The organism is Metabacillus niabensis, assembly GCF_902829255.1.
GTDB lineage: Bacteria > Bacillota > Bacilli > Bacillales > Bacillaceae > Metabacillus > Metabacillus niabensis.
Map to the genome: position 1 here is coordinate 24,391 of NZ_CADEPK010000301.1, position 15,630 is coordinate 40,020.

11 protein-coding genes are annotated in these 15,630 nt (G+C 37.5%); 2 read left to right on the forward strand and 9 right to left on the reverse strand.

Annotated features, from left to right (window positions below):
* Window positions 1–56 precede the first annotated feature (56 nt).
* The gene (locus HU235_RS17695; protein ID WP_095301945.1) at window positions 57–248 is read right to left on the reverse strand and encodes a hypothetical protein; all 192 of its coding nucleotides are present in this window, start codon (window positions 246–248) and stop codon (window positions 57–59) included.
* A gap of 329 nt (window positions 249–577) precedes the next feature.
* On the opposite strand from HU235_RS17695, the gene HU235_RS17700 reads away from it, so the two are divergent.
* Window positions 578–982: a YfmQ family protein gene (locus tag HU235_RS17700; protein WP_095301944.1), complete on the forward strand. Its 405-nt coding sequence runs from the start codon at window positions 578–580 to the stop codon at window positions 980–982.
* A 61-nt stretch (window positions 983–1,043) separates the two neighbouring features.
* Here HU235_RS17700 and HU235_RS17705 read toward each other — a convergent pair whose 3' ends face one another.
* From HU235_RS17705 to HU235_RS17740, 8 genes are all read right to left on the reverse strand, one after another.
* On the reverse strand, window positions 1,044–4,817 hold the full coding sequence (locus tag HU235_RS17705; RefSeq protein WP_174881071.1) for a GH32 C-terminal domain-containing protein: 3,774 nt from the start codon (window positions 4,815–4,817) through the stop codon (window positions 1,044–1,046).
* Between the two features lie 84 nt (window positions 4,818–4,901).
* Complete coding sequence (locus tag HU235_RS17710; protein ID WP_174881072.1) at window positions 4,902–5,861, reverse strand: carbohydrate kinase family protein; 960 nt, start codon at window positions 5,859–5,861, stop codon at window positions 4,902–4,904.
* Between the two features lie 92 nt (window positions 5,862–5,953).
* Window positions 5,954–7,411 (reverse strand): glycoside hydrolase family 32 protein, encoded by a 1,458-nt coding sequence (locus HU235_RS17715; protein ID WP_174881073.1) that lies wholly within the window; start codon window positions 7,409–7,411, stop codon window positions 5,954–5,956.
* Window positions 7,412–7,425: 14 nt separating this feature from the next.
* Window positions 7,426–9,039 carry an ABC transporter substrate-binding protein gene (locus HU235_RS17720; protein WP_174881074.1) on the reverse strand — a complete coding sequence of 538 codons (1,614 nt, stop codon included), beginning with the start codon at window positions 9,037–9,039 and terminating at the stop codon, window positions 7,426–7,428.
* A gap of 23 nt (window positions 9,040–9,062) precedes the next feature.
* Window positions 9,063–9,941, reverse strand: a complete 879-nt coding sequence (locus HU235_RS17725) for a carbohydrate ABC transporter permease (RefSeq protein ID WP_174881075.1) — start codon at window positions 9,939–9,941, stop codon at window positions 9,063–9,065.
* A gap of 16 nt (window positions 9,942–9,957) precedes the next feature.
* The gene (locus HU235_RS17730) at window positions 9,958–10,905 is read right to left on the reverse strand and encodes an ABC transporter permease (RefSeq protein ID WP_370877282.1); all 948 of its coding nucleotides are present in this window, start codon (window positions 10,903–10,905) and stop codon (window positions 9,958–9,960) included.
* A 711-nt stretch (window positions 10,906–11,616) separates the two neighbouring features.
* Window positions 11,617–12,261, reverse strand: coding sequence for a Bax inhibitor-1/YccA family protein (locus HU235_RS17735; protein ID WP_095301940.1), 645 nt, complete (start codon window positions 12,259–12,261; stop codon window positions 11,617–11,619).
* A 540-nt stretch (window positions 12,262–12,801) separates the two neighbouring features.
* Window positions 12,802–13,686 carry a MurR/RpiR family transcriptional regulator gene (locus tag HU235_RS17740; RefSeq protein ID WP_174881077.1) on the reverse strand — a complete coding sequence of 295 codons (885 nt, stop codon included), beginning with the start codon at window positions 13,684–13,686 and terminating at the stop codon, window positions 12,802–12,804.
* A gap of 281 nt (window positions 13,687–13,967) precedes the next feature.
* On the opposite strand from HU235_RS17740, the gene HU235_RS17745 reads away from it, so the two are divergent.
* Window positions 13,968–15,374, forward strand: coding sequence for a 6-phospho-beta-glucosidase (locus HU235_RS17745; protein ID WP_174881078.1), 1,407 nt, complete (start codon window positions 13,968–13,970; stop codon window positions 15,372–15,374).
* Window positions 15,375–15,630: the final 256 nt, after the last annotated feature.

Genomic DNA, 15,630 nt, shown 5'->3' on the forward strand with positions numbered 1-15,630 from the left:
TATTACAATTTGTTTTTGATAAAGTTATTACAAAGCATACTTTAAAATAGTTTTACTTATCTCATTACGATATATACTCCAACAGCAATGACTGAGATGACGATGACAACAGCATAAATTGACGTTAATCTCGTTACATTTCCCTTTGTTTTTTTATTATAGTTAACATCTCTATCATTTGCGACAAAAATGGTCCCAACTAAAGCCAATAGTGCAAGTAAAATAATGATCATAATGGCGAAGGTCATGACAAATTCTCTCCTTTTTGAGTGTTAAAACGCGAATTATCTACCTTCATATTAATTTATATTTATAACGAGCTAACCATCCAATTCCTTACTATTTACCCCATCCACTTTAATAGTGAATGTTCGAAGTGACAAAAATGAGATACTTTTTTTATTTTGAGCTATCAATCTAGCAGCAACCATGAGTTCATTTTTTAAAAAGTGGATGAGGAAAACAATCGTAAAGTGGATGGTTATTTTTCAGCAAAAACAATTATGATAGATGAGATGTTTCATTATACAAGTTCTGTTTAATGAATCGAACTAAACATTAACGGAGATGATCAACGATGACATGGACTTTTGTGCTTGTCTTAATAGTTGCTGGTTTACTAAAAGTAATTATGACATGTCTTCCAACTTCTGTAGTAGAATCGATGATTCATAGATTTGAAGTGCATCCAACACTAAATGAAGCTGCCGTCACCGTAACATTTGGCGGAAAAAGCTTAGAAGGTGAACAGAAAAAACAGCTTATAGAACATTTTAATCAGGCGCTATTTTTAGAAAAATATTATTACCCACCTTCAGAAACTAGTAAGGCTCCATTCGTTATTCAGACGACAACTGCCAAAAACAACATAACCTTCTTTCTTTATAGCTACGATGACCATGTCGATGTGATTAAAAAATATAGAAAGAAGGAAGTCTCGTATAGCATAAAATCTAGTTTTCTTCAGGATTACCTCAACTAGATTAAGCGAAGATAGAAAAAAAGCCTCGGACGCTTATGCCGAGGCTATTTAAATCTTATAATTAATTCAATTCAGAAGAAAGCATCCACTGCTGTCGCTCTCGTCCTTTCTCCACATCATTTAGTGTCAATCTTCCTTCGCTTGATATTTCTAATGTCTTACCGTTATGAACAGAACTGATGGTCACTGTTCCATTATCGTTTTTCCTAATGATCCATCGTTGATTAGCATATCCAAGATAATTGTATAGCTGAATTTTATTTAGACCTGTATCAAGGTCCAGCGTTTTACCGCCTTCTGTACGTATTGAATAAGAACCATGCTCATCACCTGTTGGAATGAGCGTCCAATTTGTAGCTTTGTTTGCATCAGCTATCGTCACTGGCTCGCCGTTTTCGGAATGAGCCGCGTAAATCGCTTCACCTGTTGCTTTATTTGTAAAGCTAGTTATTGTTAATTTCGCTTCTGATACGTTGCTTATCTTGACATTCTGGTAGGATGCTTGACCTCCAAAGACATTCACACCAAAATGTCCCTCGGCAAAGGTTCCATCGTGTAAATCGATGATTTTTTCTCCATCGACATATGCCTGGATGTGTGGTCCTTTGGCAATAATTTTTACTTTATACGTCTTTCCAGGCTGGATAAATGCTGGTACTTTTCCGATGACCATCCGTTCCTCAAAGCTTCCATCTATTTTATAAAAAAGTCGAAATGCCTTCATATTTGGATCAAGATTGAAGTAATAGCCGCTCCGTCCATCCTCACTAGACCTGAATAATATCGAACCTGCTCCTCCATCCTTTCCTAGCATCATTTCAGCTTCATATGTAAAATCCCCTGCTGTTTCCTGCGCTACATAGTTTGCATCACTACTGTAGGTGCCTCTTATTCCGTTTTCAGTCACGATCCATTTCGCTGCAGCAAGATCTGCCTTCCATCCAGTCAAATTCGTGTTAAATTTCCCATCATACACTTTGACTGCTATCGTTTTCGCAGCTTTCCCATTTGGTGTAGATACTGTTATATTTGCTTCCCCTTTGCTACCTGCTTTAAGGATCGCTTTGGAATTCGTGGACGATTCAATTTTGACGACATTCGAATTGCTAGATTTCCAAATCAAAGGCTCGGTTCCCTTTCCTTTTCCATGCGCAACAGAAGCATGCAAAGTGAGTGTATCACCGATTCCCATCTCTCTTTGACTAGTATCTAAGATCACCTCAGGCTCTTTATCCTCATTTTGCTTCCAACTATTTGAGAGGGAATGGACCTTTAATGATACGATTTTCACTTCCCCTCCTTTCGTGTAAAAGCTCATACCTCGACTTGAAGGATCAGGAAAGATAACATCAGAAAAAACAACCTTTCCATCATTAGCGAATACTTCAATGGATGAATCATCGACAAAGATATTCAATGTAATCCGTTGATTTTCCGGTTTTAAAGCTGCTTCATGTAAGGTGGAAAATAAATTCGAAAAATCCGTTTCTCCTGATTCAGTACGATCGACAAATAGTTGATTTTCCGCCGTTTTATATCCAACGACTGTTTTTTGCTCATCCCCTTCACGAACATGAAAACCAAATTCTGTTGCTGTACTTGTAGACGGAATTTCAAGCTCTGCTTCAATTTCAAACGCTCCTTGTGAGAGCCCCTTTAACAGATTTGCCGAATTTTCTGGCTTGATGATTTTGTTTTCTGCTTGAAAAATCGTATTTCGTAGCTGCTGCAGTTCTGCTATCGGCTTTTGGGCAAGTCTTATTCCTTCCTCTTTCTTTACTAATCGCACTTCCCTTGGAATGGTTAGCTCTCCTTTCCAGCCTGTCGTTGGAAACGCAAATGGGTAATCCCAGTTCGTCATCCACGCCATCATGACACGTCTGTTATCAGGCATATTAGAAAAGGACATCGAGGCATAAAATTCCTTTCCGTAATCTGTTTTCAGTACGTTCCCTGCAGGATTGTCACTTATGAATGTACCCTCTTCCGTTAATTGCCCTACAAAATACTCAGCATCTGATCCCTTTGTTTTCGGATTTGCCCCTGTGCTTATCATCAATACCCATTTTTTCTCTCCTGTGCCATCTACCTCAAGCTGAAAAAGATCAGGGCATTCCCAGACACCACCACGAACATAACCACCATACCCAAAATTATCTGTATGCTTCCAATCGATTAAATTTGTGGAGGTAAAGAAACGAATATGATCTCCTCCAGAAACAACCATCACCCAGCGATTGTTCGCCTCATCCCGAACGACCTTTGGATCACGGAAATCCCAGCTCCCTAAATCCTCGTCATTCTTACCAGGATTCTCAATGACAATTGGATGCTCAGCAGAATACTTCCAAGTACGTCCTTGATCCGTACTGTAGGCAAGACCTATACGCTGATTCCCGTTTCGTTTATCTGGATGAAAGGAGGTATAGTATGCAATAAGCCCTTTACCACCTGAATTTGTAAATAAGCCTGAGGCATTATCTAAATCCGCTACAGCAGATCCTGACCAAACATGGCCATGTTCATTCCACGGCAACGCAATAGGTAACCGCCTCCAATTCACTAAATCTTTACTTACTGCATGTGCCCACGTCCCTCCATCCTGATGGAACAAATGATACTCCCCTTCAAAGTAAACGAGCCCATTCGGATCACTAACAGAGCCGCGAGCTGGAGTATAATGATAATCAGGTCGATATTTTTCATTGTAATACTCCGTTAATCGGATAAGATAAACATCCTGAAAATAAGCAGAACCCTCTGCTACTGTCATCCCAACAAATCCCGTAAGCTCGCTCTTATCAGTCACTTTCACGGCAGCCTCAGAAAAGCCATCAACATAAAGTTCTATTTGCTCACCGTTTGCCATAATTTCAAGATGATGCTTCGTCCCTTCCTCCGTTTTATACGTCTTGTCAGATGTTTTCAAAACGGTTCCATCAGCCTTTTGCAATTGGGCTTTAACGGTATTTCCTTCTTTTATAAGCGTTGCCAAGTAACCTGTCGTCCCTTGTTCATTCGTTCGAAAGGCAAGCGCTGCTTCTGATTGATTTTCGTCAAACGTGATGTTTCCTTCGAGAACAAAGTCACGTTCGTTATTGCGATAAATTTGCTTTGCTCCTCCATCCCCAGCAGAAATTCCCTTCAGCCCTTTAAGCGCTGGCTCCCAGCTGCCTTCTTTATATTGAGATGTAGAAAGGTTTGTGGAAAATTCGCTTACCTTTACGTGCTGAAATAAAGCGGAACCATCTGATACGTGAAGACCAAGAAGCCCCTTCTCATAAGTAGAATCTGTCACACTCATAATCGGCGAATATTGATTCTCCCAATAAACGAAAATAGTATTTTCTACGACCTTCACCTTTAAATGATAGATCTCTCCCTCATGAACAGTAACATTGTGTTCATCATTTAATCTCGTTTCATCACGAGAATCACGGAGACGAATTTTCCCTTCATTCGGTTCAATTTGCAGCATGTATGCGTCTTTGCCATCCTCACTCGAACGGAATACTAGGCTTAAAGCCGCATTCTTGTCGAGTATTTTTACATCTGCTTCATAAATAAAATCCTCAGATATAACGTTTGCGATCGCCATCACATTCTCGTTAGGCTCAGAAGCTAGCAATATTCCCTGTTCTGTATCTTCTAATTTCCCCTTCCCTATAACGTTCCACTCTGTCAGATTAGTAGCTGCGTTATTTATAGCCAATCCCTCCTCCGTTTCCTGTGAATCTGCTGCAACTCCTTTTAGTGGGTGAACAGTGATAGTCATCAATGCTGAAGTCATAAGTAGAATCGTCAATATTACAGAAATCCAACTAGTTGATTTCATGCTATGCCCTCTCTTCTACATTTGAATTAAAATCCTCATTTCCTTTCTCCATCACTTCAGGAAAACAAAACCGAGCATCTCTTTCTATTTTGAATGAGCGATAAATTCCTCTATTTGTGATAACGTCGGCATAGCTGGAATACCGCCTTTATGTTTCGCTACATAAGCTCCCATTGCGTTTCCAAATCGTAAAATTTGCTCTAGCCTCGCCTTTGGTAAATCTTCATTTAATAATTCATTTTTTAATAGCTCATATAAAACCCCTGCAAAAAATGCATCACCACATCCCGTTGTATCAACTGCCTTCACAGTAATTCCCGGAACAAATACTAATCCGTTTTCGTTATACGCATAACTGCCTTTATCACCTAAAGTGACAAAAAGCAGGGAAAGATGATGCTTTTCAAATAGTTGCTTTGCACCAAAAGAAATATCGTCCGTATTTGTTAAAAAAGCTAGTTCCTCCTCAGAAACCTTCACAATATCAGCATATTGCATAACGATTTCGATTTGCCTTTTGGCATTATCTAAATTGTCCCATAATAACGGACGAAGGTTTGGGTCAAAGGAAATCACTTTATTCCTCTCTTTTGCATGGTTTAAGGCTGTTAACGTTGCCCCCCTTACCGGTTCATCTGTCATCGAGATCGATCCAACATGAAAAATACGAGAATGAGAGATTAGCTCTAAATGTAAATCCTCCTTTGCAAGCATCATATCTGCCCCAGGCTGACGATAAAAATCAAATGAGCGTTCACCCTGCTCATCAATATGCACAAACGCCAGTGTTGTCTTTACGTTCGAATAAACAATTCCATTTGTCTGAACACCTTTTGAACGTAAAGCAGCTACTAACAATTGTCCAAAATGATCCCTACCAACACAGCCAATGAATTCCGTTTCCAGCCCTAAACAAGCTAAAGAAACGAGCACATTGCTAGGAGCGCCACCTGGATTTGCTTCAAATCTAGGATTGTCCTGTTCACCTCTACCACTTGGAGTAAAATCGATTAAAAGCTCTCCCAATGCTGTTACATCTTTCATTTCAATCCACCTACTTTATGATCATTTATATACATTCCGTTAAAATCAGCCAGAGGGATATTGCTCTTTCCTCTGGCTGCATCGAACAATCTTTAATTTTTTGCGGGAATCGACAGCTTTCCGTGTACGACCTTTATTTCCCCTTCTGATGTGAACAGAGATACACCTTCACATGCTTTATCTGGATAAACTAAGCTCGTTACTACATGTTCCCCACCGTTAAGAAATAATTCTAATGATGACGAATCAACAATTAACCGAAGCTGAAGCTGCTCTGTTCCGTTAAGCTTCACCATTTGTGGCTTAGGGAAGTTATCGGAAAAATCTACATTCCCTGAATGCTTTCTCTCTAGCAATAATTTATTGTCTTTAGCATCAACTGTTATCGTTGTATATTGTGTGTTCGTATGATGAATGGTTAAGCCATACTGAGTTGCATCGATATTTTCTAGTACTAATTCAACCTCAGCATAATCCGCATGAATATTAAAATGATGCTTATCCTTTGAATTTACGATGACATGATTAAGCTCTTCTTTTTTCGTGAAAAATGGCTCTAGCTCTCTAACAGCCTTTTGAACAATTTGGATCTCGCCGTCAATCTCGATGAGCGAAAGTTCTCTCGGCAATGTCATCTGGCTTCTCCACCCTTTAGTAGGAACGTGGTTTGCATAGCGCCAATTGCTCATCCAGCCAAGGTAAATTCTTCGCCCATCCTCTTTCGGTATATCAGAAAAACTAACGCCAGCATAGTTGTCTTTTCCAAAGTCTAACCATTTAATATCATCATGCTCCTCGACAAATGTATGACCATCAAAGGAGCCGATAAAGTATTGTGTACGTGAGCCAGAATCAAATTCCGGATTGTCTCCAATACTGACAAGCAGCACCCATTTCTTCTCACTGGAATGCTCGACAGGTAGTTCAAATAAATCTGGACATTCCCATACCCCATCATGTGAGCCGATCTTTTCGCCGAACTCACTTTCAAATGTCCAATCCTTTAGATTAGGAGAAGAATAGATTGATATCGTTTGCCCTGTAGCTAAAACCATGATCCATTTATGACTTGCCTCATGCCAAAATACCTTCGGATCTCTAAAATCAATTTTCGTAGGATGTGTTAGCACAGGATTATTTTCATATTTCAGCCAAGTTCTCCCTTTGTCATAGCTATATGCTAAGCTTTGCATCTGTTTTGTTTGGGGATGATTCTCCCCCTCTAAATGATGCGTAAAAATCGCGACAAGTCCTGGCTCCTCTTGGAAAAATCCTGATGTATTGTGCCAGTCAACGACGACACTGCCGGAAAAAATCGTCCCATGCTCATCTGGAGATAACGCGATATCCAATTGCTCCCATTCGATCATATTTTTACTGACAGCATGGCCCCAGTGCATCGGCCCCCAAACGCTATCATTTGGATTATGCTGAAAAAATAAATGATATTCACCTTTAAAAAATACTAAGCCATTCGGATCGTTCATCCAATTTTGTTGTGGTGAAAAATGCAATGCTGGTCTGTATTTATCTAGTTTTGTAATCTTCAATTTGTGTCCTCCTATTATTTAACCGTTCTGTCATATCCATCTTGTTTAATTTGCAGCCATTTACTTAAGCCAAGTCTTTCAAGCTCTTTTACATATTCATCCCACTCGGCATCAATATTTCCATTCGTGATCCATTCCGCACGCTTTCTATTCACATAATCAAATAAATCTGTCTCAATTTTTGCTTTTTCATCTGATTCCTCTAATGAGAAAAATACAGGTGGATAAAAGTTTTTAGATTTGATATGAGGAACGACATGCTTTTCTAACAAATCTAGCCTCCAAGCAGCATCATCAGGCTTTGTTGTATATTTACCGTAATATTCATCAAGAACGGCTAGCGGACCCGCTACATTTGTTTTCTCTCTCAATTCAACAGGTGCTGTTCCTTCTAACGGAAGATGCTTTAACATACCTGCATCCTCATCTAGCTCAAAAATATTCGCTTGCTCTGAATCACCATATGTTCCCCAGTTGTTTTGCACAGATTGAAGTGGCTCGTAAAGCTTGTCAATCCATTTCGCTGTTAACTCTAGGTTCTTATTCGCACTAGTAATCACCATTCTGCCACGGTCAAGACCAAAGCCATTTGTTTGTGCGACATTCACTTCTCCAGAAGGACCTGCTAACGGTGGCATTAAATCATATTTATCATTCATTCCAGAAATATTCCCTTTATCCCAAGTGAAATAAAGACCATATTTCTCCTCTTTACCTTTTGCAACGTATTTATTCCAATCCTGTTCAAACGCTTCGACATCAATTAATCCTTGTTCATGGAGCTCATTAAAATATTTCAATGCCTCTTTATACCCTTCTTGTGCAGCTGTAAAAATTACCTCTCCGTTATCTGATACAACTGTATGATCATAGTTATCACCTAACCCAAATGCCGCAAATAAAAACGCTGGATCCTCTCCACCATGATTAATCATGAAGGAAACAGGAATTTCATCTGCCTCACCGTTTCCATTCGGATCCTGTGTTTTAAAAGCAAGTAATACTTCCTTTAATTCATCCGTCGTTTTCGGCATTTCTAACCCTAAATTATTGAGCCATTCAACATTAATCCAAGGAAGTCCATCAACGACCTGGATCCGACTTTTCCCACTCCCAAGCTCCTCAATCCATGGGAAGCTATAAATATGTCCGTCTGGTGCTGTAATCATCGATTTATATTCAGGTGCTTGTTCTAAAACCTTTTTCAAATTCGGCATATGCTTATCGATTAAATCCTCTACGGGAATAATCGTTCCATCCTTCGCATATTTTAATAAGTCGTAATCACTAAATGCTGCATCCATAATCGCATCTGGTAATTCTCCACTTGCTAAAGCTAAGTTTCGCTTTTCAACAAATTGATCCTTCGTATAGTTTTTCCATTCAATATGGACCCCTGTTTCCTCTTCTAATCTCTTAAAAATTAATTTTTCATTCGGATCTGTTGGAGCAAGCGGTGAGCTTTGTGTCATAAAGCGAAGGGTCGCCTTTTCCTTTAACGGAAACGAAACATCTGTTAGCTCCAAATCCTCAGTTGATGCACTCTTACTACTTTTTCCTCCACTGCACCCAACAAGCAAGACGCCAATTACTAGAAAAAACGAGATAAGTTTGAAGAACCTTTTCATAAAACAATCCCCCTATTTAGTTTTTATTTTAAAGACCCTACCATGACACCTTTTTCAAAGTATTTCTGGAAGAAAGGGTACATAATAAGCAGTGGTAAGCTTGAAACAACAATTGAGGCAAATTTAATCTGCTCTGCTATTTTACTTAGCTCTGCCATTGCTAGCTGATCACTAATCATCCCTGGCTGGACTTCATTTTGAATAAGGATTGAGCGCAGCACTAATTGCAATGGATGCAGCTCTTGATCCTCTAAATAAATCATTGCATCGAAATAGGAATTCCATTGTCCAACAAAGGCATATAACGCTAAAACGAAAATAATCGGTTTGGATAATGGCAAAACGATTTTTAAAAAGATCTTCAGCTCCGAAGCGCCATCAATTTTCGCTGCTTCAAAAAGCTCCTTCGGCAAGCCTTTAAAAAATGTTCTAGCCAAAATGATATTCCATACACTAATTGCCCCTGGTAAAATAATCGACCATATCGTATTCAGCATGCCTAAGTCTTTTACGACTAAATAAGTAGGAATTAATCCACCATTAAAAAACATTGTGATAAGGAAAAACACCATGATGACATTTCTTCCTTTAAAGCCATTCAGTGATAATGGGTATGCCGCAAAAATCGTAACGATAATCGTGACGAGCGTAAACCCAACTGAATAGATAATCGAATTAATAAATCCTTTCACCATCAAGTCATCCTGAAAGATTCTTGTATATCCCTCGATACTCCAATCTTTTGGATTGAATGAAATTCCTTTACTTAGCAATACATTCGGATCCAAAAACGAGGCTAATAGAATGTAAAGCAAAGGCACTAACACGATTAATACGAGGAAAATTAACACAATTTTGTTCGTAAAAAGCAGCCATTTATCTGAGTTGCTATGCTTTTTCATGAGATGTTCACCCCCATCAATATAATCCTTCACCTTCATTTAATTTCTTCACAACAAAATTAACAAAAACGAGTAATATGACATTAATCACAGAGTTAAACAAGCCGACCGCTGTTGAGTATGCATAATCACCAGCCTGCAAGCCGACCTTGTATACATACGTTGGGATAATTTCTGAGGTTGGTATATTCATAGATGTTTGCATTAGGTAAGCCTTTTCAAAGCCAATCGCCATAATTCCACCTGCCCCTAAAATAAAGAGCACTGCCATAATAGGTTTTAATGTTGGTAAATCAATATGTCTAATCCTTTGCCAAAGTGATGCCCCATCAATTGTCGCAGCATCATGCAGCTGTGGATCAACATTTGCTAGTGCCGCTACATAAATAATCGACGACCATCCAGCAGCTTGCCAGATTCCTGAAAGAATATAAATAGAGCGAAAATAATCTGGATCTGTCATAAATGGCACTGGCCCACTTAAAAATGATGACAATAATGAATTAACTGGTCCGGTCGGTGAAAAAAAGATAAACAACATACCTGTAATAACAACAACTGAAATGAAGTTAGGCGCATACAAGATTAGTTGAATATTTTTCTTTATTGCCGCTCTCCTTACTTGATTAAGACTAAGAGCTAAAATAATCGGAACCGGAAATCCTAGTATTAGTCCATAAACACTTAATTTAAGGGTGTTCATAAAAATATCAGCGAAATTTGGAGAGGTTAAAAAATCCTTAAAATGTTCAAACCCTACCCACTCACTTCCTAAAATCCCTTTCATAGGACTAAAATCTTTAAACGCAATAACCGCTCCATACATCGGTACATATTTAAAAATAATGGTTAGGATAATAGCTGGAGCTAAAAACAGATACAGTGCATAGTTTCGTCTAAAGTATTGAAAAAAACTTTGCTTTTTTGTCCTCGCATGTAATTCAAGCTCTAGAGAATTGGCCATTTCTTGATTCGCTTTCTCTTTAGATACTAGTAATCCCATAACTTCATATTCCCCCCTTAATTTCAAAAATTTCTTTACTTCTCTCTCTTTATGTCAAGCGGTTGACATTTTGTGTTAACCGCTTTCACATTTTTTATATTAAACGGTTACATTTTATATGTCAAGCGGTTGACCGAAATGTTTTTAGAGTATGTTTCTCTATCAGGCAAATAAATAGGTCTTTTGATTTTTCATGTCCACACTTAAGAGGGCATTTTCTGTTGGCTAAATAGCAAAGGACAAATTTAACGAGGAAAAGCCAATGTTTTAGCAATCATAAAATCAGGAGGTACTATGTAAATATCAGCTATAAAAAGGTACAAAGTATCGATTCGCTTCTGTCATTTTCATGTCACTCATTTTATAAAGGTAAGACTTCTGCAAAAGACTCTTAAACAATAACTAAAATAAATGTGACCTAATTTTTCTTTCAATATACTGTTTTATTCAATTTCTTTTTCCCAGGTTTCAAGTGTTATAGTTTTTCTAAAAAAATAAATAAAAGGGGCCGTCACAAAAGGTTTATCCAAAGAAAAATCCGAACTATCATTTGAAATTCTAATTTGAATTTCGTGTTAGTTCGGATTTTTCTCATTTAATGGTTTTCGTAAGGCTCAATGTTCGAACTTCATTCGGAAGATTTACATTACTTCATGCCTAGTCTCTTTCAGCTTAATCATCACTGCTTAAAATGCCAAGAATACGAAGTAAGTTGATAAACAAATTAATAAAATCTAAGTATAAAGATAGAGCCAATAAAGGTACATCCTCTTCTGTTATGGACATTCTTTTCATTTGGTTGAAATCATACACAATATAGAGAGAAAAGACAATTGCTCCAATAACAGAATAAGCTACCATACCTGACGAATTTAATGGAACAAAGATACTGTAAATCCCTACAAAGATTATCGCTAATAACGCAACTAACAGGAATGTTGATAGGAAAGATAAATCTTTCTTTGTTTTCGCTCCTATTGTTGCCATAACAGCAAATATACCAAATGTTGCTCCAAAAGCCATTAATACAACTTGAGCTCCAGCCATTGAAGCATAATGACTAACAATTGGAAATGTTGTGATACCAGATATCACTGAAAATAAATAAATGAATGTGTATCCAACGCTTTTTCTACGTCTTAGCCAAAATGCCGCGATAATCATAATTAATTCAGCGATTGCCAAAGGAATCATAAGAGCTGTTGGCACGAACTGGCCAAAGTATAATCCTACTGTTGCGAATAATAACGAGATCACAAATGTAATCAAGACCTTCTGAAACATCGATCTGTTTTCTGTAGTTAATGCTCCTAACATAAACATCCCTCTCCTCTATTTCATAACATACATTAGTTTTTGAACTTAATAATTTGATATTATCCAGTTTATTTTTACTAAAAGATCCCTTTTGTTAGTAAAACGTAGGCACTTTTTCTTCCTTATGAAGGAATTTTTGGCATTTACTACACAATCACTATTATTTAAAATACCATTAACTATGGTCATAGGTATAGCATTTTTTTGTTTTGACATTAAATTTCCATATTCATATATTGTGAATTTTACTTTTCTCACTAGTAATTTTCACTCTATTCATATATTTTGCTACAAAAAGTTATTTCACCAGATTAAAATTATCCGTATTTTTACGTTAAAACAATTTAGATGAGGGCGCTATATAATGATATTGTTTTCTGGCCAACAATCCAGCACAAAAACCTCCCCTAAGAAACTTTAATGTAAAATCACTTTTTAAAGGAGGCGATTTTAACAAATCTCTCTTCATATCGTTGTTTCTATATCAACATTAGCTGTTTAGTTTATTTCAGGTTGAAATAGGATTAATTTCAACCATATTTAAGCTTGATCGTGTTTCATTTCTTGCATAACTTCATTGGAACTTTTTCTACGATCAAAATATCGAGAAATTTGCGTTTTATATTCTAGGTTCTTTTTATAGTCCTTTGAAAAAACACCAGCATAGAGAACATCTAAAAGAAAGCAGATGGAATTGTTCGTAGTGAAACTGCCTATTTTAGAATACAATCTTTCCCTTGTGGTAATTCGTAAAATGCAATCCGCGAATTTTGACAGAGTATTCTCCCCAATACTCGTTAAAGCAATAATTGGTACCTTCTTTTTCTTCAAAAATGGCAACAGCCCTACAGTATCTTTACTTTCCCCACTATATGAGATCACAATAGCACAAGTATCACTATTAGAATTTACCGCTTCGAATAAAGGATCAACTGTGCATAGACTAACATGCTTTCCGATTCGATTCATTTTTGATTTAAAATCATGACAAATCAACAAATTATGATTCACAGAAAATATTTTTATATGTGATGCTTTATCAAGCATATTTGTTGCCCTTTGCAATTCATCGTAATTTAAGAGAGACAACGTGTCGCTAATTGTCTTCTGATTCAATAAAGCCATTTTATTTGCAACTGTCATAATATTATCTCGCTCATCAAAAGGATAATTTGCATCAATAGAGGAAAAATGACTATTTAAATATTCAATTTCATCAAGAAAACTGTTTTTCAACTCTACCCAACCACTATATCCTAGCTTTTTTGCAATTCTAATTAACGTGGATGGATGAGTGTAGGTTTCTTTAGAAATTTGTTTCGTTGTTTTCTCTTTAATATTCTCTCTTTCTTTAAACAAATAGTCGATAATATCCCTTTCTGATGAAGAAAAAATATCTTCCTTCATCTTCTCTGTCAGCAACATATCTATCACCTCTACTTTTATTTCCGCTTGCTAATGACATTTACAAAAATCGGTCGTTTTTGTAAATAAATTTGTAAATGAAGAATGATTCGCCTCTAATTATATTGATTATGCCTCATCATATTTTATACTAAAATTAAGAAGAGGGAAGGATAAGGCTACTCATAATGACTTCCCACTTCATTAAACAAATTTACATTTTTAATAGTAATTTGTAAATACAATATTTTACTTTTCACTAGATTTAAAAATAAGCTACGAGATAAAGGAGGAGCTTGAACATGTCAAAAGGCGTAAAAATTGTAACGATTGGTGGAGGCAGCAGTTATACTCCTGAATTAATGGAAGGCTTTATTAAAAGATTCGATGAGTTACCAATTAGAGAAATTTGGCTTGTTGATATTGAAGCGGGGAAGGAAAAGCTTAAAATTGTTGGTGAGATGGCACAGAGAATGTGGGACGCTTCTCCCTATGATGTAAAGGTGCATTTGACATTAGACCGTCGTGAAGCGTTGAAAGATGCTGACTTTGTTACTACTCAATTTAGAGTTGGCTTATTAGATGCTAGAATTAAAGATGAACGAATTCCTTTATCTTACGGGATGGTAGGTCAAGAAACGAATGGTGCCGGTGGTATTTTCAAAGCCTTCAGAACCATTCCTGTCATTTTAAGCATTGTGGAAGATATGAAGGAATTATGCCCAAATGCATGGTTAGTTAACTTTGCAAATCCTAGTGGTATGGTAACAGACGCAATCATCCGCTATGGCAAATGGGAAAAGGTAATTGGCTTATGCAATGTTCCTGTTATGGCGATGATGCAAGAACCGAAATTAATTGGAAAAACAACTGATGAACTCGTGTATTCCTTCGCTGGAATAAATCATTTTCATTGGCATAGAGTGCAAGATTTAGCTGGGAATGATGTGACCTCCCAAATTATCGAAAAGCTTTATGAGAAGGATAACGGGCTTCCAGCAAATATCTTCGATGTTCCGTTTTTTAAAGAGCAATTGAAGCAAATGAACCTGATTCCGTGTGGCTATCATCGTTATTATTATCGCTATGAAGAGATGTTAAGCCATATGCTTGAAGAGTACAATGATCCGAATATTGGAACAAGAGGGCAACAAGTTAAACAAACAGAAGCAGAACTATTTGAATTATATAAAGACCCTAACTTAGATCATAAACCTGAACAGTTAGAAAAACGTGGTGGTGCATACTATTCAGATGCCGCATGTGAAACCATTGCATCGATTTATGCGAACAAAAATACACAGGTTGTCGTTTCTACGAAGAATAACGGCGCGGTTCCTGACCTTGCTCCCGATGATGTTGTAGAGGTATCCGCTTATATCGGGTCTGCAGGTGCAAGACCAGTTGCTTTTGGTTCACTTCCACCAGCTGAAAAAGGCTGGCTACAAGTAATGAAGAATATGGAGCTATGTGTAGAAGAAGCAGCTGTAACCGGTGATTACGGCTTAGCGCTACAAGCATTCACAATAAATCCACTCATCCCTAGTGGTGAAACGGCAAAACGTGTCCTAGATGAATTATTGATTGCACATAAAAACTACCTGCCACAATTCTCAGAAAAAATTGCAGAATTAGAGGCTGCAGGAATTACTATAAAAGACGAAATCGCTAGAAATCTAGCTAAAGAAGAAGTAGTTACTGTCTCATAAAACATCAAGTCGAGGTTGGGACAAAGGATTTTCAACATAAGAAAAATCCGAACTATAATTTGGAATTCAGCTTTAAACTTCGTGTCTTTTTGTAAGTGGTAATACTTGTATATATTGTTACTTTTTACCAGTAGTCGTTCTGGTTGATTTCCGCTACAGTACTCGCTTTCCGCGGGGTGGGTGGTGAGCCTCCTCGGTGTAAACCTGCGGGGTCTCACCTCTCCCACGCATCCCGCAGGAGTCTCGCACTTACGCT